Source organism: Microbacterium aurantiacum (assembly GCF_002872075.1).
GTDB classification, from domain to species: Bacteria; Actinomycetota; Actinomycetes; order Actinomycetales; family Microbacteriaceae; genus Microbacterium; species Microbacterium aurantiacum_A.
The window spans coordinates 179,635-197,581 of the sequence record NZ_PGGU01000025.1 but is presented as its reverse complement, the minus strand read 5'-3'; the positions used below and the strand labels follow the sequence as shown (position 1 = coordinate 197,581).

Genomic DNA, 17,947 nt, shown 5'->3' with positions numbered 1-17,947 from the left:
CCTTTCGTCCTCGGGGTGGTCGGTGGGTCCCCGCTGCTGAGAATAGCGGCCCGAGCGGAATCATCCTTCCGATGTACGCGGATGCTCCGCACGGGCGACGCAGGGCGGCATCCGCTCTCCGTACCGTCGTAGGCATGGAGATCACGACCACCGACCTGGGACTCGCCGCCCGCGTCCAGCACCTGAAGAAGACCTACGGCACGGGCGAGAGCACCGTGCGCGCGCTCGACGACGTGAGCGTCGGCATCCGTCGCGGCCAGTTCACCGCGATCATGGGGCCATCCGGCTCCGGCAAGTCCACTCTCATGCACATCATGGCGGGCCTGGACAACCCCACCGAGGGACGGGCGTGGATCGGCGACACCGAGATCACCGGCCTCGCCGATCTCGACCTGACCATCCTGCGTCGCCGCCGCGTCGGGTTCATCTTCCAGGCGTTCAACCTGGTTCCGACCCTCGACGCGCTGGGCAACATCATGCTGCCCTTCGAGCTCGACGGACGCCGCCCGAGCGCCATCGAGCGCGCCCGGATCGACGGCCTCATCGAGACGCTCGGCCTCGGATCGCGGCTGCGACACCGCCCGCACCAGCTCTCCGGCGGGCAGCAGCAGCGCGTCGCGATCGCCAGGGCGCTGGCCACGGCGCCCGACCTCGTCTTCGCGGACGAGCCGACAGGAAACCTCGACTCGAAGACCGGACGCGAGGTGCTGCGGCTGCTCGCGACCGCCAGTCGTGAGCACGGCCAGTCGATCGCGATGGTCACGCATGACGCGATCGCCGCCAGCCACGCCGACCGGGTGCTGTTCCTCGGCGACGGCCGGATCGTGGCCGACCACCCGCGTCAGAGCGCCGAGGAGATCTCGGCGTACATGCTCGCCGCCGAGGTGGCGGCATGACCGCCACCTCCGTGGCCATTCCGGAGCGTGTCTCGCGCACCGCCGGGCTCGGCTGGCTGCGCGACCGCGGCATGGGCGCCAGCATCCTCGTCGCCGCTCTGTCCGCGGGTTTCGGCGTCGTGCTCGTCGACGTCACCGCGTACATCGGCGCCGTGCTCCAGGCCGATCCCTACATCGGCGACAGCGGCACGCTCGCGTTCGTCGTCGGCATGCTGTCGTTCCTGCTCACCGCGGTCGCGATGTACGTCGCTGCGGTCGTCACGGCCAACACCTTCTCCACGATCATCGCCGGCCGCACCCGCCAGATCGCCCTGATGCGGCTGATCGGGGCGACCGCCCGTTCGCAACGGGGCGAGGTCGGCCGGCAGGGATTCGTCGTCGGCGTGATCGGCGCCGTGGTGGGTCTCCTCGGCGGACTCGTGCTCGCGCTCGTCGGAGTGCAGGTCGGTGTTCAGCTGCTCGACAACGCGCCGAGCGGGTTCTCGGTGCTCCAGCCTCTGATCGTGCTTCCCGCGGTCGGCGTCGCCCTCACCACCTGGGCGGCTGCCTGGGCCGGATCGCGGCGGGTTCTGTCCGTGACGCCGCTGCAGGCGCTGGGCGGATCGGTCGAGCGCACGCACGACGATGTCGCCGGCCGCCCCGGCAGGCATGTCGGAGCGTGGGTGCTGCTCATCTCCGGCACTGCGCTGCTCGCCGCCGGCGTGCTGATCGGGCTCATCACGCCTCTCGGAGTTGTCGTCGCCTTCCTCGGCGGACTCCTCTCCTTCACCGGCCTCGTGCTCGGGGCGGTGCTGTTCATGCCACCCGTGCTGCGTCTGGTCGGGCGGATGCTCGGATCCAGCGCGACCGCGCGGCTCGCTGCCGAGAACGCGCTGCGCTACCCGGAACGCTCCTCGCGGATGGCGATCGGCGTCGTGATGGGCGTGACGCTGGTGACGATGTTCGCCGTCGCCATGGAATCCGCCAAGCGGATGATGATGAGCCAGGTGACCGGTGAGGTCCACGAGGAGTTCTTCGCGCCGATGGACGCGTTCGCCGCGATCATGATGGTGCTCGTGGCGATCTCCGCCGTGATCGCCGCCGTCGGGCTGGTCAACCTGCTCACGATCGGTGTCGTGCAGCGGCGCCGTGAGCTGGGGCTGCTGCGTTCGATCGGCCTGTCCAACGGCCAGGTGCGCGCGATGGTGCTCCTCGAGGCGACGCACATCACGGTCGCGGCCACCCTCACCGGCCTCGTGCTCGGCATCGCCTACGGATGGATCGCCGCGCAGTCGCTGCTCGGGTCCGTCCCCACGCTGCCGGAGATGACTCCCGCCGGACTCGTCGCTCCCCAGGTGCCGTGGCTGCCGGTCGCCATCATCGTGCTCGCGACCGCGCTGCTCACGCTCGTGGCAGCCGCGACGCCGACGCGGCTCGCGACCCGCGTCGCGCCGGTGGAGGCGCTCGCCGCGGATTGAGGGCGGGCCTTCTCGTCGGAGGATGTCACAGAAGGTGCGGGTGTCGCCGCGGCGACCTCGCAGCTTCTGTGACGCGGCGCCGGGCGGCGTCACCTGGGTTGTGGGTGTACAGCCCGGCAACCCGCGACTTCTGTGACGCGACCCGGCACTGAGCAGCGCCGCTGCCGACGAATAGGCTGGACGGATGCCTTCGCCGTTCGACCAGTCCACGTATCAGGTCCGCCTCGAGTGGGGCGTCGCGGGTCTCGAACGCCTCGCCCCGGCGGATATCGTCGTGGTCGTCGACGTGCTGCGGTTCTCCTCGACGGTGGTGGATGCGGTGGCATCCGGCGTCGAGGTCGTGCTGGCGGATGCGGTGCAGTGGTCGCGGAACGGCGCCGCCGTCACCGCCGCGGCCTCCGCCGCAGCTTCGGCCCCGACGGTGCTCGTCGGGGGGATTCGCAACGCCGCAGCCGTCGGCCGTGCAGTGCAGACCGTGCAGGAGAGAACAGGGGAGCGGACCTCGGTCGCCGTCATCGCGGCCGGGGAGCTGGATGCTGCAGGACTGATGCGCTTCGCCGTCGAAGACCATCTCGGCGCCGGCGCGATCATCACCGCGCTGACCGATCTCGGCATCGACCACACCTCACCGGAGGCGGCGGTCGCCGCCGAGGGTTTCCGGGCTCTGCGCGGCGCTCTGCGGCATCTGCTCGGCGCGAGCGGTTCGGGCAGAGAGATCGCCGGCGGCATCCCGGCGACTGCCCGCATCGAGGCATCCGGACTCGTGCCCTCCACGGCTGAGCAGGCCGCCCAGCTCGACGCGACCGATCTTGTGCCCGCCCTCGTGGACGGACGCTTCACGCGTTTCGCCTAGCGCGACCAGTGGCGCCGACTGCGACGTCCTGCTACGTGCTGAGTGCACGGCTTCGTGCCGAGTGCACGGCTTTCCTGCGCAGGCGACCCGTACTCTCGGCAGCAACCCGTGTACTCGGCGATGTGTACGGCGACAACCCGTGCACTCGGCGACGACCCGAGCGCCTGACCGGGAAATCGCGCCCGAGCCGTAGGGTCGAGGCATGAGGTACCTTCCCGCTCTGATCCTCGACGCCGTACTGGTGCTCATCTTCGCCGCCGTCGGCCGCGCGTCGCACTCCGAGGATCCGGCCGGGTTCCTCCTCACCGCCTGGCCGTTCCTGGTGGCGCTCCTCGTCGGGCACGCGCTCGCCGCACTCCTGCCAGGACGACCCCGGCGGCCGTGGTCGCTGGCGTGGGGCGCGGTCGTCTGGATCGTCACCGTCGCCGGAGGGATGCTGCTCCGCGTCGTCAGCGGTGACACCGCGGAGGCGCCCTTCATCATCGTCGCAACGTTGACGCTCGGCGTCTTCCTGGTCGGCTGGCGCGCCCTGACGGCGCTGCTGCGCCGTCGCCGCATCGAGGCATCCGAGGCCGATCAGCCGGCCTGACGCTCGCGCGGCCGGGACCCGTTCGCGCGGCTCATCTGCGCGCAGCGCGCGAAGGACACGGCGGCGCGAGACCGAGGACGCCTGAGCACTCAGCGCGGCATCTGCGCGGCCAGGCGGGTGTCAGACGTGATCTCGCGCCTTGTCCAGTCGAACAGGAAGCGCGCGTCGAAGGTGCGCGAGCAGCGTGCGCATGACGTGGCCCGGCTCGGACGGCGGTGCCGGTAGGTCACGTGCCCCTCGGGGCAGCGCCCGACCCAGGGGGCGAGCTCGACCGCGGTCTCGCCGTGATGGGTGGTGCCGCCGACATAGCCGAGGTCCCTGGCCACGCGCTTCCACGCGGGCCCGTGCGCGGCGGCGTGCCCGGCGAGGGCATGGGCGACCTCGTGCAACAGGACCTGGTGGATCTCGTCGTCCTCGAACCGTGCAGCCAGATACCGGGAAACCGTGATCCGGTTGCGGCTGTAGTCGCACTGCCCGGCGCGACGCTTGGCGTGGTCGAACCCGAACGACCAGGAGTCGTCGAGGTGAACCCTGATCAGCGCCTCGCCCCAGATGCGCACACGGTCAAGATCGGCCATGCGCTCAGGCTAAGCCATGCCGCCGACACTCGGGGCGATCGGCACCTCAGCCGACGAGCTGAGCAGGCCGGTGACGCTCAGCCGCCTCGATGGCGAGCAGCGCCGTCTCCAGTTCGCTGTCGTCGGCACCCGACTCCCGCCGCAGGAACAGCGAACGCTTCAGGCTCTCTCTGGCGGTGTCGTAATCGCCCGCGTCGTACGCGTTCTTGCCGTGGTGCTGGTGGGCGAAGGCGGCGATCGACAGCCAGCGCTGCCCCTCTGCCTCGGCGGCGCAGGTGGCGAGCTCCTGCTCTGCGGCGGCATGCGCCCCGCGGTACTGCAGGATCGTCGCGTGGAGGACCCGCGCACGCAGCACGTCCTTGCGAGTGCCCGCCATGCGCGCCTGGCGCACGGCCTCGTCGGCCAGGGCCAGAGACTCGTCCAACCGGCCCAGCACCTTCAGCAGCCAGACCCGTTCCAGAAGTGCCGGAAGGCTCCGCTGCGCCTCGATCTCCGCGAGTCGCTCAGCGCAGGCGTCGAGATCGACCAGCTCACGCAGCGTCTCTCGGTCGTATCCCTGGATCAAACTCATTTCACTTCCCTCCGGTGTGCGTCCCCATTCCAGTCTGCCTGTCGATCCGGGCGGGCCGGGGGCGGCACGCCCCGAGGCGCGGCATCCGACTCGAATCAGGCCGGCGCCGCACGCGCCGATCGTTCAGGTGCCACCTCGGTGTCCCCGACCAGGTCCGTCCAGAGGTTCAGGTGGCATCCCTGGTCGGAATATTGAGCGCGATCCGACCGCAAGTGACACCTCAGCGGCGGCGCACCGCAAACGCGCGGAACCGTTCCCAGCGAAGCAGGCCAGCCGAAGCACTCAGCGCAGGAACAGCGATGCGTCGGGGCGGGGGGATGCCACGGCATCCGCATCCGTGACGATCCGAGCGCCCTGCACGAATGCCTTCACCTCGGCACCCTGCGCGAGCTTGGCCGGGTGAGGGCCGGCGGCGAGGATCCGCGGCAGCCACTCGGTGGGCAGGGGAGTGGCGGATGCGGCGACGACGAGGTTTCCGAAGCGGCGTCCCTTGAGCACCTGCGTGTCGGCGAGGATCCCGACCTCGGGCAGGACGTCGGCGATCGTCGCCACCTGCCTGCGGGCGAAGGCGAGCCCCGGGCCGTCGGCGACGTTGACGAGCAGCACGCCACCGGGGGCGAGGAGCGTCGACAGCTCGCGATAGAACTCGATGCTGGTCAGATGGGCCGGAGTCTGCGCTCCGGAGTACACGTCGGAGACGACGAGGTCGCAGCTGCCGGTCAGCGCCGGCGGCAGCCGGTGCACTCCCTCGCGGGCGTCGCCGATGCGGATGCGGATCGCAGCCCCCTTCGGCAACGGCAGATGCTCGCGGACGAGCTGCGCGAGCGGCGCCTCGAGTTCGACGACCTGCTGGCGCGAGCCCGGTCGCGTCGCATCGATGTACCGGGGGATCGTCAGGGCGCCCGCGCCGAGATGCACGGCCGTGAGCGCGGCGCCCGGTGAGGTGAGCTGATCGATGACGGCGCCCATCCGCACGATGTACTCGAAGTGCAGATGCGTCGGGTCATCGAGGTCGACGTGCGACTGCGGGGTGCCGTCGACGATGAGCTCGAACCCGGTGGTGAACTCGGACGGGATGACCCGGGCGATGCCGCCGTGGTCGAGACGGACCTCAGGATGCTCGGTGTCCTTCGATCGCATCCTGCCCATGAGATGAGACTACGCGCCGCGTCGCGGCGGCGGTGATGCGCCGGCATCCGGCGTCGGCGGTGGCGGATACTGTTACCCGCGTGAACGACGCCCTCCCCGCTGCCCCGACCCGTCGCCCCGACATCGACGACGATTTCGCCGACGGGCCCGATCCGGATCTCTGGGTCGCGCACTACCTTCCGCACTGGACCACACCCGACCGGTCGGCGGCGCGGTTCGACACGAGAGGCGACGGGCTGCGGCTGCGAATCGACGCCGATCAGCCGGACTGGAGACCGGAGGATGCCCCGCTGCGCGTGTCGAATCTGCAGACCGGTGTCCATTCCGGGCCGATGGGCTCAGGGAGCGGAACCCATCGTCACCGCCCCGACGGACTGGTGGTGCGCACGCCCACGCCCACACGGCTGCTCTGGGCTCCCTTTTCCGGCCGCGTCGAGATCAAGGTGAGCGCCAGCCGTGACGCGGGTTGCATGCTGGCGGCCTGGCTCGTGGGAACCGAGCACGAGCGAGCGGATGCCGCGGGCGAGATCTGCGTGTTCGAGATCGACGCGGAGGCCGTCGGCTCGCTCGGCACGGTGGCGCGGTCCGGTGTGAAGGCGCATTCCGACCCGCGTCTCGTGACCGACATGGCCGAGATCCGGCTCCCCTTCGACGCGTCGAGGCCCCACACCTGGACGGTGATCTGGGGTCGTGGTGAGACCGTCATCGGATGCGAGGGGGTCGTCATCCGCCGCATCCCGCAGGCTCCGGACTATCCGTTGTTCCTTCTCGTCGACCTCTTCGAAGTGGCCCCGCCGGCCGGCTCGTATCCGAAGACGGCCATCGTGCATCGCGTGCGCGGCTGGGACGGGGACTGACCCGCGATCACCTGAGGTTGCCGACCGAGCAGGTCTCCTGTTCGAGGGTCTGCCCGGAGATGTCGGGCGGCAGCGTTGCCCGCTCCACCGGTACCGCCGACGACGTCGGCACCGGCTCAGTCGGAGGCGCCGGAGCGACGAGTTCGACGCCGTCGTTCGTCTCGACGTCGCCGGTGAGCTGCAGCGGCTGCCCGGACTTCACCGCAGCCCAGAGGGCGTCGGCGGCATCCCGATTCGGGACGACCTTGATGCCGGGATTGTCGGGGTCGTCGAGGTTCGGATACTGCACGAACACGAAGTCGCTGAAGGGCACGTCGTTCAGGGCGAGGCCGAGTTGCGCGAGCCGCAACGGATCCCGCAGTTCCACGCTGGGGACGATGTTCTCCGCGATCGCGTTCGCCAGGCGCAGCACCTTGGGCACGTCGGTGAGCGTCTCGGTGCTCAGCACCTTCTTCGCCAGCCGCGACATGTACTGCTGCTGATTCGAGATGCGCGCGAGGTCGCTCTCGTCGCCGACTCCGTGGCGCGTGCGGATGAACGCCAGTGCGTCGGGTCCCGAGATCGTGTGAGTGCCCGGAGGCAGATCGATACCCGCCTGTTCGTCACGGATGCCGTCGCCGGCGATGCAGACTTCGACACCGCCGATCGCCTCGGTCACGGCCATCACGCCGTCGAAGCTGATCTTCGCGGCGTACACGATCGGGATGCCGGCGAGGTCGCTGACCGTCATGGCCACGCAGGAGAGGCCGGCGTGGTCGAACACCGAGTTCAGCGGCGCCTTCGACATCGATGCGGCCACGGAGCCGTCCGCACGGGTGCAGTCCGGCACCGGAACCATGAGGTCGCGCGGCAGCGAGACCACGGTCACATTCCGCGGCGCGGCCGAGACGTGCACGAGCAGGTTCACGTCGTTGCGGGTTCCCTCATCCGCTTCCTCGCAACGTGCGCCGAGCAGCGCGGTCGATCGTTCCCCGCACTCATCGGTGCCGACGACGAGGATGCTGAAGGCCTGGTCGCCGGGGTAGGCGCCGAGGGCCGGCGGCGCGACGTCCGGAGCCCCCTCGAGCACGACGGCGTCCTCTCCGACACGCCCGAGGAGGTCCGAGACGACGAACGCGGAAACGGCGATCGCAGAGACCAGGATCACTCCGAGCGCGACGCCGACGAGCTTCAGAGCGCCGAACAGCGGGCCCGGCGTCGGAAGGTGCGCGTGCTGGGCGACCGTGGCGCGATCGGCGGCTTTCTCCCTGCGGACCATGCCGTGAGCCTACCGGCCGTGATCGGGGGCGAGCCGGCCCGCGTTCGACGCGCGAGCGGGCGGCTCGGGTGGTCGGTTCGCCGGTCGATACCGGATTGCAACCTGTTTGCACTTGGTAACTGGATGATCGCTGGGTAGCGTCGGAGAATCACCGTGCCCGATGCGAAGACGCTTCGGGCACGCGCATAGAAGCGCCCACATAGGGAAGGTCACCACCATGCACCACACACCCATGCGTCGGCGAGGAGTCCTCGCCGTTGCCGGCACTGCGCTCGCAGCGCTCGTCCTGGCCGGTTGCGTCGCCAGCGATCGCGAAGGCGGCGGTGATGAAGCAGCGGAGGACGTCGACAGCACGTTCGTGTTCGCGGCCTCGTCGGATCCGGCCAGCCTCGATCCCGCCTTCGCACAGGACGGTGAGACCTTCCGCGTCTCGCGTCAGATGTTCGAGGGACTGGTCGGCACCGAGCCCGGCACCGCAGACCCGGCGCCGCTGCTCGCCGAGGAGTGGGAGTCGGCCGAAGACGGCATGTCTCACACGTTCACGCTGAAGGAGGGTGTGACTTTCCACGACGGCACCCCGTTCAACGCCGAGGCCGTCTGCTTCAACTTCGACCGCTGGTTCAACTGGACCGGACTCGCCGCCAGCGAGGCGCTAGGGTACTACTACAACAAGCTCTTCCACGGGTACGCGTCCGACCCGGCCAACGCCGTTTACAAGTCGTGCACCCCGGACGGCGACAACAAGGTGACGATCGAGCTCAACAAGCCTTTCGCCGGCTTCATCCCGTCGCTCTCGCTTCCCGCGTTCTCGATGCAGAGCCCCTCGGCGCTGCAGGAGTTCTCCGCTGACGAGGTCGGCGGGACCGCCGAGGCACCGGAGCTCTCTGAGTACGCCACCGCTCACCCCGTCGGCACCGGTCCGTTCAAGTTCGACGAGTGGGCTCCGGGCGAGCAGGTGGAACTGAGCTCGTACGGCGACTACTGGGGCGACAAGGGCCAGATCGAGAAGATCATCTTCCGCACGATCGATGACCCGACCGCTCGCCGCCAGGCGCTCGAGGCCGGCGACATCGACGGCTACGACCTCGTCGGCCCCGCCGACAGCAAGGCCCTCGAGGACGACGGTTTCACGATGGTCTCCCGCCCGCCGTTCACGGTCCTGTACCTCGCCTTCAACCAGGTCGTTCCGGAGCTGCAGGACATCCGTGTCCGCCAGGCGCTCTCGTACGCCGTCGACAAGGACGCGCTGATCAAGCAGGTGCTCCCGGAGGGCACCGAGAAGGCGACCCAGTTCGTGCCGCCGGTCGTCAACGGCTACAACAAGGACGTCACCACCTACGAGTACGACCCGGAGAAGGCGAAGGCGCTGCTCGAGGAAGCCGGCTTCACGGCCGACAACCCGCTGACGCTGACCTTCAACTACCCGGTCAACGTCTCGCGTCCGTACATGCCGGACCCCGAGCAGATCTACACCGTGCTGTCCTCGCAGCTCGCCGAGGTCGGCGTGAAGGTCAACCCGGTGACGGATGCCTGGAACCCGGACTACCTCGAGAAGATCACGGCCGGTTCCGACCACGGCATCCACCTCCTCGGCTGGACCGGCGACTACAACGACACCGACAACTTCGTCGGCGTCTTCTTCGGCCAGAAGTCCTCGGAGTGGGGCTTCGACAACCCGGAGCTGTTCCAGAAGCTCACCGAGGCACGCGGCGTCTCCAGCCTCGAGGAGCAGACCCCTCTGTACGAGGAGATCAACGAGGACGTCGCGCAGTTCATCCCCGGTGTGCCGATCGCGCACCCGGCTCCGACGCTCGCGTTCGACGCGCGTGTGAAGAGCTACCCGGCCAGCCCGGTGAACGACGAGGTCTTCACGGACATCGTCCTCACCGAGTAAGCCTGACCGACTGAGTTGCCGGATTCCGGTTCCCGCTCTGCGCGGGGACCGGAATCCGGCATCCCACCCGATCGACGGAGACCTCCGTGCTGCGCACCATCGGCAGGCGACTGCTGCTTCTCATCCCCACGCTCATCGGCTTGAGCATCCTCCTGTTCGCCTGGGTCCGCGCCCTCCCCGGCGGCCCGGCCGTCGCCCTTCTCGGCGAGAAGGCCACCCCCGAGGCGATCGAGCGGATCAACGAGCTCTACGGCTTCAACCGACCGCTCCTCGAGCAGTACTTCATCTGGATGGGACGACTCATCCAGGGTGACTTCGGCTCGTCGATCGTCACTTCCCGTCCCGTCGTCGACGAGTTCTTGCGCCGATTCCCGGCGACCATCGAATTGAGCGTGATGGCGCTGATCTTCGCGATCGGCGTCGGCATCCCGCTCGGCTACTTCGCGGCGCGCCGCCACGGGAAGCTCACCGACCACGCCTCGGTAGTGCTCAGCCTGATCGGCATCACCATCCCGGTGTTCTTCCTGGCCTTCATCCTGAAGTACATCTTCGCGGTGCAGCTGGGCTGGCTGCCCTCCGACGGCAGACAGGATGCGCGGATCGACGCCACGCATCCGACCGGCTTCTACGTGTGGGACGGCATCATCACGGGCGAGTTCGACGCGTCATGGGATGCGATCGTGCACCTCATCCTGCCGGCGCTCGCACTCGGCACGATCCCGCTGGCGATCATCGTGCGCATCACCCGAGCCAGTGTGCTCGAGGTGCAGAACGCCGACTACGTGCGCACCGGCCGCGCCAAGGGCGTCGCGAACTCGACGCTGCGCGACCGGTTCATCCTGCGCAACGCCATGCTGCCGGTGATCACGACGATCGGCCTGCAGACCGGCCTGCTCATCTCGGGGGCTGTGCTCACCGAGACGGTGTTCGCGTTCCCCGGGATCGGGTCGTTCCTCGCCGGAGCGATCTTCTCGAGGGACTTCCCCGTCCTGCAGGGATTCATCATCTTCATCGCGATCGCCTACGCGCTGATCAACCTCGCCGTCGACGTCTCCTACAGCTTCATCGATCCGAGAGTGAGGGTGCAGTGATGTTCCTTCCTACAGCGGCGAAGACCGCTCGAAAGGGGTCCGCCTCATGAGCGTCGCACTCCCTCCCGCCCAGGGCGGCGAGATCGTCGACACCGTCGCGATCGCCCAGGCCGGACTCAAGGACGGCCCCGGTGGCTTCTGGCGTGATGCCTTCCGCAGGCTCCGCCGCAATCCCACGGCATGGGTGGGCGCCGCGATCGTGCTGCTGTTCCTGCTGGTCGCGGGCCTCGCGCCACTGCTGGCGCCCTATCCGGAGACAGCGCTCCCCGGCGCGAAATTCATCACGCCGACGCACATTCCGGGTCCCGGCGAGCTGGCGCAGTTCCCGTTGGGACTCGACCGCTTCGGCGGTGACGTGCTCTCCAAGCTCATCTGGGGCGCGCAGGCGTCGCTCCTCGTCGGGGTGATCTCGACGGCGATCGGTCTCACCGGCGGCATGCTGCTCGGGCTGCTCGCCGGCACCTTCGGGGGCTGGGTCGACACGCTGATCATGCGTTTCGTCGACATCATCCTCTCGGTGCCGAACCTGCTGCTGGCGGTGTCCATCGCCGCGATCCTCGGGCAGACCCCGTTCGCGGTGATGATCGCGATCGGGGCGTCCAGCGTGCCGATCTTCGCGCGACTGCTGCGTGCGTCGATGCTGCAGCAGCGCTCAGCCGACTACGTTCTCTCCGCCCAGACCCTCGGTCTCGGGCGCGGGCAGATCACGATGTCGCACGTGCTGCCGAACGCCATCGGTCCGGTGATCGTGCAGGGGACTCTGACCCTTGCGACCGCGGTCATCGACGCCGCTGCACTGTCCTTCCTCGGCCTCGGCGGCGGTCGCCCCGAAACCGCCGAGTGGGGGCGGATGCTGACGTACGCGCAGTCGGAGCTGGCGATCGCCCCTCAGCTGGCGTTCCTCCCCGGCATCTGCATCGCGATCACCGCGCTCGGCTTCACGCTGTTCGGTGAGGCGTTGCGCGAGGCCATGGACCCGAGGACGAGGGCGCGATGAGCGCCGCGAAGGAGAATCAGATGTCAGGCGCACCGCTGCTGTCCGTGCAGGGTCTCGCCGTGGACTTCGCGACCATGGACGGCGTCGTGCATGCCGTCGAGGGCGTCGACCTCGAGATCGCCGCCGGCGAGACCGTGGCGATCGTCGGCGAGTCGGGCTCGGGCAAGTCCACCACGGCGATGGCGATCATCGGGCTGCTCGCCGGCTCGGGGAAGGTCGCCGCCGGCAGCATCCGCCTCGACGGACGTGAGATCTCGCACGCCTCGGAGCACGAGATGCGGATGATCCGCGGGCGCGACATCGGACTCGTTCCGCAGGATCCGATGTCGAACCTCAACCCGGTGGCCAAGATCGGCACCCAGGTCGCCGAGACGCTGCTCGCGCACGGATTGGCGAACCGCCAGAACGTGCAGGAGAAGGTGGTCGAGGCGCTGACCGCGGCAGGCCTGCCCAAGCCGGCGGAGCGCGCCAAGCAGTATCCGCACGAGTTCTCCGGCGGCATGCGCCAGCGCGCCCTGATCGCGATCGGGCTCGCCTGCAAGCCGCGCCTGCTCATCGCCGATGAGCCGACGAGTGCGCTGGACGTCACCGTGCAGCGGACGATCCTCGACCAGATCGGCGCGATGACGCGCGAGCTCGGCACCGCCGTGCTGCTCATCACCCACGATCTCGGTCTCGCGGCCGAGCGCGCGGAGCGCGTCATCGTCATGCACCGCGGGAAGGTCGTCGAGCAGGGGTCCGCGCGGCAGATCCTGGAGGCGCCGCAGCACCCGTACACGCAGTCGCTGGTCGCCGCCGCGCCGTCCGTCGCCGCCGCGCGCCTGCGCCCGGAGGCGTTCAAGGTCGAAGAGCGCGCCGACGCCGATGTCGCGGTCGAGGCAGAGCCGGCCGACAACATCGTCGAGATCGAGAACCTGACCAAGGTGTACCCGGTGCGCGGACGCAACGAGGACTTCGTCGCCGTGAACGACGTGTCCCTCGCGATTCCCCGCGGTGAGACGGTCGCGATCGTCGGGGAGTCTGGGTCGGGGAAGACGACCACGGCGCGGATGCTGCTCAAGCTCATCCAGCCGACCAGCGGACTGATCCGTTTCGAGGGTCAGGACATCTCCTCGTTGAACAAGGCCGAATCGAAGAACTTCCGGCAGAAGGTGCAGCCGATCTTCCAGGACCCCTACTCGAGCCTGAACCCGATGTTCACGATCGAGCGGCTGATCGGCGAACCCCTCGACTTCTACAAGCGGGGGAGCGGCGCCGATCGCCGCAAGCGCGTGCGTCAGCTTCTCGACGACGTCGCGCTGCCGCAGTCGATGCTGCGCCGATACCCGTCCGAGCTGTCCGGCGGTCAGCGTCAGCGCGTCGCGATCGCGAGGGCGCTGGCGCTGTCTCCCGAGCTGATCGTGTGCGATGAGCCGGTCTCGGCGCTGGACGTGCTCGTGCAGGATCAGGTGCTCAAGCTCCTGCGCGACCTGCAGTCGGAGTACGGCCTGTCGTACCTGTTCATCTCCCACGATCTCGCGGTCGTGCGGCTGATCAGCGATTACGTGTGCGTGATGAAGGACGGCGCGCTGGTGGAGGCGGCATCGTCCGAGGAGATCTTCACGAACCCCCGTGACCCGTACACGCGCCGACTTCTGGCATCCATCCCCGGCAACGAGCTGAACATCGCCTCCTGACACCCCGCTCCGGATGGTCTTGTGCGCACCGGGGGAGAGGACTACCTTCACTCACGTGCGACGAAGTCGTCGCGCCCGAGTCGCCGTGGGCGACGACCCGGTGTTTCCTCTGGGGTTAGGGAAGACCATGAAGAAGAAGATGATGTTGGGGTGCGCGCTCGCGCTGGGCCTGGTGCTCGGAAGCGGGGGCGCCGCGATGGCCGGCGAATACAACGGACAGGGCGATGACGTCCGCGGCGGTGACGGGGCGCACTCCGCCTGCCACTACTCCGGGCGCGATCTCCCGGACGACGAGGAGATGAATCCGTTCCCGTTCCTCGACGATGACGCCGTCACCGGCGGGCACGTCCAGTCCTACGGGATGTACGTGCGGGCCGACATGAAGGGGATGGTTCCGAGCCCCGGTATGGAGTGCCGCGGCAACGTCGCGCACGAGGAGTAGTCCGGCAAGAGTGGTGGATGCGGATGCTTTTACCGCAGCATCCGTAATTGGTCAAGGATTGAACTTGCCATGTCGTGGATTCGCACGTATAGTTGGTAGTTGCGCTCGCTTCTCCCTGCCCTCATATGGTGGTCGGCAGCCGTTGAGCATTCGAGCGCACAACCCCACCTGACGACAAAGGAATCAGAAGCCCTGCGGGGCTCACGGAGGTTATTCCCTTGGCTGCTGCTCGCAACGCATCCACATCCACCACCACCAAGAACGGACGCGGAGCTTCCCGTCTTTCGTTCGCCAAGATCTCCGACACCCTGACGGTCCCAGACCTTCTGGCTCTGCAGACCGAATCCTTCGGTTGGCTCGTCGGGAACGACGACTGGAAGGCCCGGGTGGCCGAGGCCAAGAAGGCCGGCCGCAACGACGTCAACGAGATCTCGGGTCTCGGCGAGATCTTCGAGGAGATCTCTCCGATCGAGGACCTCGGCGAGACGATGCAGCTGTCGTTCACGAACCCGTACCTCGAGCCGGAGAAGTACTCGATCGAGGAGTGCAAGGAGCGTGGCAAGACCTACGCCGCTCCGCTGTACGTCGAGGCCGAGTTCATGAACCACCTCACGGGTGAGATCAAGACCCAGACGGTCTTCATGGGCGACTTCCCGCTGCAGACCGGCAAGGGAACGTTCATCATCAACGGCTCCGAGCGCGTCGTCGTCTCGCAGCTCGTGCGTTCGCCGGGTGTCTACTTCGACAAGACTCCCGACAAGACGTCCGACAAGGACATCGTCTCCGCTCGCGTCATCCCGAGCCGTGGTGCATGGCTCGAGTTCGAGATCGACAAGCGCGACCAGGTCGGCGTGCGCATCGACCGCAAGCGCAAGCAGTCGGTCACGGTGTTCCTCAAGGCGCTGGGCATGACCAGCGAGGAGATCCTCGTCGAGTTCGCCGGCTTCCCCTCCATCGAGGAGACCCTGGCCAAGGACACCATCGTCACGAAGGAAGATGCCCTCCGCGACATCTACCGCAAGCTCCGTCCGGGCGAGCAGGTCGCCGCCGAGGCTGCCCGTGCTCTGCTGGACAACTTCTACTTCAACCCGAAGCGCTACGACCTCGCGAAGGTCGGTCGTTACAAGATCAACCAGAAGCTCGGCCTGGAAGCACCGCTCTCCGCCTCGGTTCTGACGGTCCAGGACATCGTCGAGACGATCAAGTACCTCGTGCGCATCCACGCGGGTGTCGAGACGTTCGAGGGGATCCGCGCCGGTAAGAAGGCCGAGATCCGTCTCGCCACCGACGACATCGACAACTTCGGCAACCGTCGCATCCGCGCGGTCGGCGAGCTGATCCAGAACCAGGTCCGCACTGGTCTGTCCCGCATGGAGCGCGTCGTCCGCGAGCGCATGACCACGCAGGACATCGAAGCGATCACCCCGCAGACCCTGATCAACGTGCGACCCGTCGTCGCCGCGATCAAGGAGTTCTTCGGAACGTCGCAGCTGTCGCAGTTCATGGACCAGAACAACCCGCTCGCGGGTCTGACCAACAAGCGCCGCCTGTCCGCCCTCGGCCCCGGTGGCCTGAGCCGTGACCGCGCAGGTGTCGAGGTCCGTGACGTCCACCCGTCCCACTACGGCCGCATGTGCCCGATCGAGACCCCGGAAGGCCCGAACATCGGCCTGATCGGTGCGCTCGCGACGTTCGCGCGCATCAACTCCTTCGGCTTCATCGAGACCCCGTACCGTCGCGTCGTCGACGGTCAGGTCACCGACGAGATCGACTACCTCACGGCATCCGAGGAGAGCGACTTCATCGTCGCTCAGGCCAACGCTCCGCTGAAGAAGGACGGGCATTTCCGCGAGGACCGCGTCCTCGCCCGCCGTCCCGGCGGCGAGGTCGACCTGTTCCACCCGGAAGAGGTCGGCTACATGGACGTCTCGCCGCGCCAGATGGTGTCGGTCGCGACTTCGCTGGTGCCGTTCCTCGAGCACGACGATGCACAGCGCGCGCTCATGGGCGCGAACATGCAGCGTCAGGCCGTGCCGCTGCTGCGCAGCGACTCGCCGCTCGTCGGAACCGGTATGGAGGGCTACACCGCCATCGACGCGGGTGACGTGATCACCGCCGAGAAGGCCGGTGTCGTCACCGAGGTCTCCGCAGACCGCGTCGTCCTCATGCTCGACGAGGGCGGTACCAAGGAGTACTACCTGCGCAAGTTCGACCGCTCCAACCAGGGCACGTCGTACAACCAGAAGGTCGTCGTCTCCGCAGGTGAGCGTGTCGAGGTCGGCGAGGTCATCGCCGACGGACCCGCCACCGAGAACGGCGAGCTGGCGCTCGGTAAGAACCTCCTCGTCGCGTTCATGACGTGGGAAGGCTACAACTTCGAGGATGCGATCATCCTCAGCCAGGACCTCGTCAAGGACGACACCCTCTCCTCGATCCACATCGAGGAGTACGAGGTGGACGCCCGCGATACGAAGCTCGGCAAGGAGGAGATCACCCGTGACCTCCCCAACGTCAGCCCGGAGCTCCTGAAGGATCTCGACGAGCGCGGCATCATCCGCATCGGCGCCGAGGTCCGCCCCGGCGACATCCTCGTCGGCAAGGTCACGCCGAAGGGCGAGACCGAGCTTTCGGCCGAGGAGCGCCTGCTGCGCGCGATCTTCAACGAGAAGAGCCGCGAGGTTCGCGACACGTCGCTGAAGGTTCCGCACGGCGAGCAGGGCACGATCATCGCCGTCAAGGAGTTCAACGCCGAAGACGGCGACGACGAGCTCGGCTCGGGTGTCAACCGTCGCGTCGTGGTCTACATCGCCCAGAAGCGCAAGATCACCGAGGGCGACAAGCTCGCCGGCCGTCACGGCAACAAGGGCGTCATCGCGAAGATCCTCCCGATCGAGGACATGCCGTTCCTCGCGGACGGAACTCCGGTCGACATCGTCCTGAACCCGCTCGGCATCCCCGGTCGAATGAACTTCGGCCAGGTGCTGGAGACCCACCTCGGGTGGATCGCCAAGCAGGGCTGGAAGGTCGAGGGCAACCCGGAGTGGGCGACCAAGCTGCCGAAGGACGCCTTCGAGGCGGCCCCGGGCACCAAGGTCGCGACCCCGGTGTTCGACGGTGCGAGCGAGGAGGAGATCGCAGGTCTCCTCGACATGACGCTGAAGACGCGCGACGGTGTGCGCCTGGTCGACTCGACCGGCAAGACGCAGCTGTTCGACGGCCGTTCCGGCGAGCCGTTCCCGGCGCCGATCTCGGTGGGCTACATGTACATCCTGAAGCTCCACCACCTGGTCGACGACAAGATCCACGCGCGTTCGACGGGTCCGTACTCGATGATCACCCAGCAGCCGCTCGGTGGTAAGGCGCAGTTCGGTGGCCAGCGCTTCGGTGAGATGGAAGTGTGGGCCCTCGAGGCCTACGGTGCCGCTTACGCGCTGCAGGAGCTCCTCACGATCAAGTCCGACGACATCCTCGGCCGCGTCAAGGTCTACGAGGCGATCGTCAAGGGCGAGAACATCCAGGAGCCCGGCATCCCGGAGTCGTTCAAGGTGCTCATGAAGGAGATGCAGTCGCTCTGCCTGAACGTCGAGGTCCTCTCGGCCGACGGCACGCTCGTCAACCTCCGCGACACCGACGACGAGG

The 17,947-nt window shown here is 68.1% G+C and carries 15 protein-coding genes; 11 read left to right on the top strand and 4 right to left on the bottom strand.

The genetic code is table 11. The features are described from left to right. Window positions 1–134 precede the first annotated feature (134 nt). From CUR96_RS16640 to CUR96_RS16625, 4 genes are all read left to right on the top strand, one after another. Complete coding sequence (locus CUR96_RS16640; protein WP_102194488.1) at window positions 135–896, top strand: ABC transporter ATP-binding protein; 762 nt, start codon at window positions 135–137, stop codon at window positions 894–896. After that, the gene (locus CUR96_RS16635; protein ID WP_102194437.1) at window positions 893–2,353 is read left to right on the top strand and encodes an ABC transporter permease; all 1,461 of its coding nucleotides are present in this window, start codon (window positions 893–895) and stop codon (window positions 2,351–2,353) included. The genes CUR96_RS16640 and CUR96_RS16635 overlap by 4 nt, the downstream gene beginning before the upstream one ends. 184 nt (window positions 2,354–2,537) lie before the next feature. Beyond that, entirely contained in the window at window positions 2,538–3,206 is a 669-nt protein-coding gene (locus CUR96_RS16630; RefSeq protein WP_102194436.1) for a 2-phosphosulfolactate phosphatase, read from the top strand. Between the two features lie 202 nt (window positions 3,207–3,408). After that, window positions 3,409–3,795: a DUF3054 domain-containing protein gene (locus tag CUR96_RS16625; protein ID WP_102194435.1), complete on the top strand. Its 387-nt coding sequence runs from the start codon at window positions 3,409–3,411 to the stop codon at window positions 3,793–3,795. An 89-nt stretch (window positions 3,796–3,884) separates the two neighbouring features. Here CUR96_RS16625 and CUR96_RS16620 read toward each other — a convergent pair whose 3' ends face one another. From CUR96_RS16620 to CUR96_RS16610, 3 genes are all read right to left on the bottom strand, one after another. Beyond that, window positions 3,885–4,373, bottom strand: a complete 489-nt coding sequence (locus CUR96_RS16620; protein WP_102194434.1) for a SprT-like domain-containing protein — start codon at window positions 4,371–4,373, stop codon at window positions 3,885–3,887. Window positions 4,374–4,419: 46 nt separating this feature from the next. Beyond that, on the bottom strand, window positions 4,420–4,944 hold the full coding sequence (locus tag CUR96_RS16615) for a hypothetical protein (protein ID WP_102194433.1): 525 nt from the start codon (window positions 4,942–4,944) through the stop codon (window positions 4,420–4,422). 282 nt (window positions 4,945–5,226) lie between these two features. Next, window positions 5,227–6,093, bottom strand: coding sequence for a spermidine synthase (locus CUR96_RS16610; RefSeq protein WP_102194432.1), 867 nt, complete (start codon window positions 6,091–6,093; stop codon window positions 5,227–5,229). An 80-nt stretch (window positions 6,094–6,173) separates the two neighbouring features. Between CUR96_RS16610 and CUR96_RS16605 the strand changes: the two genes are divergently transcribed. Next, entirely contained in the window at window positions 6,174–6,950 is a 777-nt protein-coding gene (locus CUR96_RS16605; RefSeq protein WP_245861401.1) for a hypothetical protein, read from the top strand. 7 nt (window positions 6,951–6,957) lie between these two features. On the opposite strand, the gene CUR96_RS16600 is transcribed toward CUR96_RS16605, so the two are convergent. Then, window positions 6,958–8,208, bottom strand: a complete 1,251-nt coding sequence (locus CUR96_RS16600; protein ID WP_102194431.1) for an LCP family protein — start codon at window positions 8,206–8,208, stop codon at window positions 6,958–6,960. Window positions 8,209–8,425: 217 nt separating this feature from the next. On the opposite strand from CUR96_RS16600, the gene CUR96_RS16595 reads away from it, so the two are divergent. The 6 genes from CUR96_RS16595 to CUR96_RS16570 form a co-directional block, all read left to right on the top strand. Further along, a complete protein-coding gene (locus tag CUR96_RS16595; RefSeq protein ID WP_102194430.1) occupies window positions 8,426–10,102 on the top strand; it encodes an ABC transporter substrate-binding protein in 1,677 nt (558 codons plus the stop codon). 86 nt (window positions 10,103–10,188) lie between these two features. Next, window positions 10,189–11,193, top strand: coding sequence for an ABC transporter permease (locus CUR96_RS16590; RefSeq protein ID WP_102194429.1), 1,005 nt, complete (start codon window positions 10,189–10,191; stop codon window positions 11,191–11,193). Between the two features lie 46 nt (window positions 11,194–11,239). After that, window positions 11,240–12,190: an ABC transporter permease gene (locus tag CUR96_RS16585; RefSeq protein ID WP_102194428.1), complete on the top strand. Its 951-nt coding sequence runs from the start codon at window positions 11,240–11,242 to the stop codon at window positions 12,188–12,190. 20 nt (window positions 12,191–12,210) lie between these two features. Continuing rightward, window positions 12,211–13,866 (top strand): ABC transporter ATP-binding protein, encoded by a 1,656-nt coding sequence (locus tag CUR96_RS16580; RefSeq protein ID WP_102194486.1) that lies wholly within the window; start codon window positions 12,211–12,213, stop codon window positions 13,864–13,866. Window positions 13,867–13,993: 127 nt separating this feature from the next. Beyond that, the gene (locus CUR96_RS16575; protein ID WP_245861398.1) at window positions 13,994–14,308 is read left to right on the top strand and encodes a hypothetical protein; all 315 of its coding nucleotides are present in this window, start codon (window positions 13,994–13,996) and stop codon (window positions 14,306–14,308) included. Window positions 14,309–14,526: 218 nt separating this feature from the next. Further along, window positions 14,527–17,947: DNA-directed RNA polymerase subunit beta (locus CUR96_RS16570; protein WP_102194427.1), on the top strand; the 3,421-nt coding region annotated here is incomplete at its 3' end.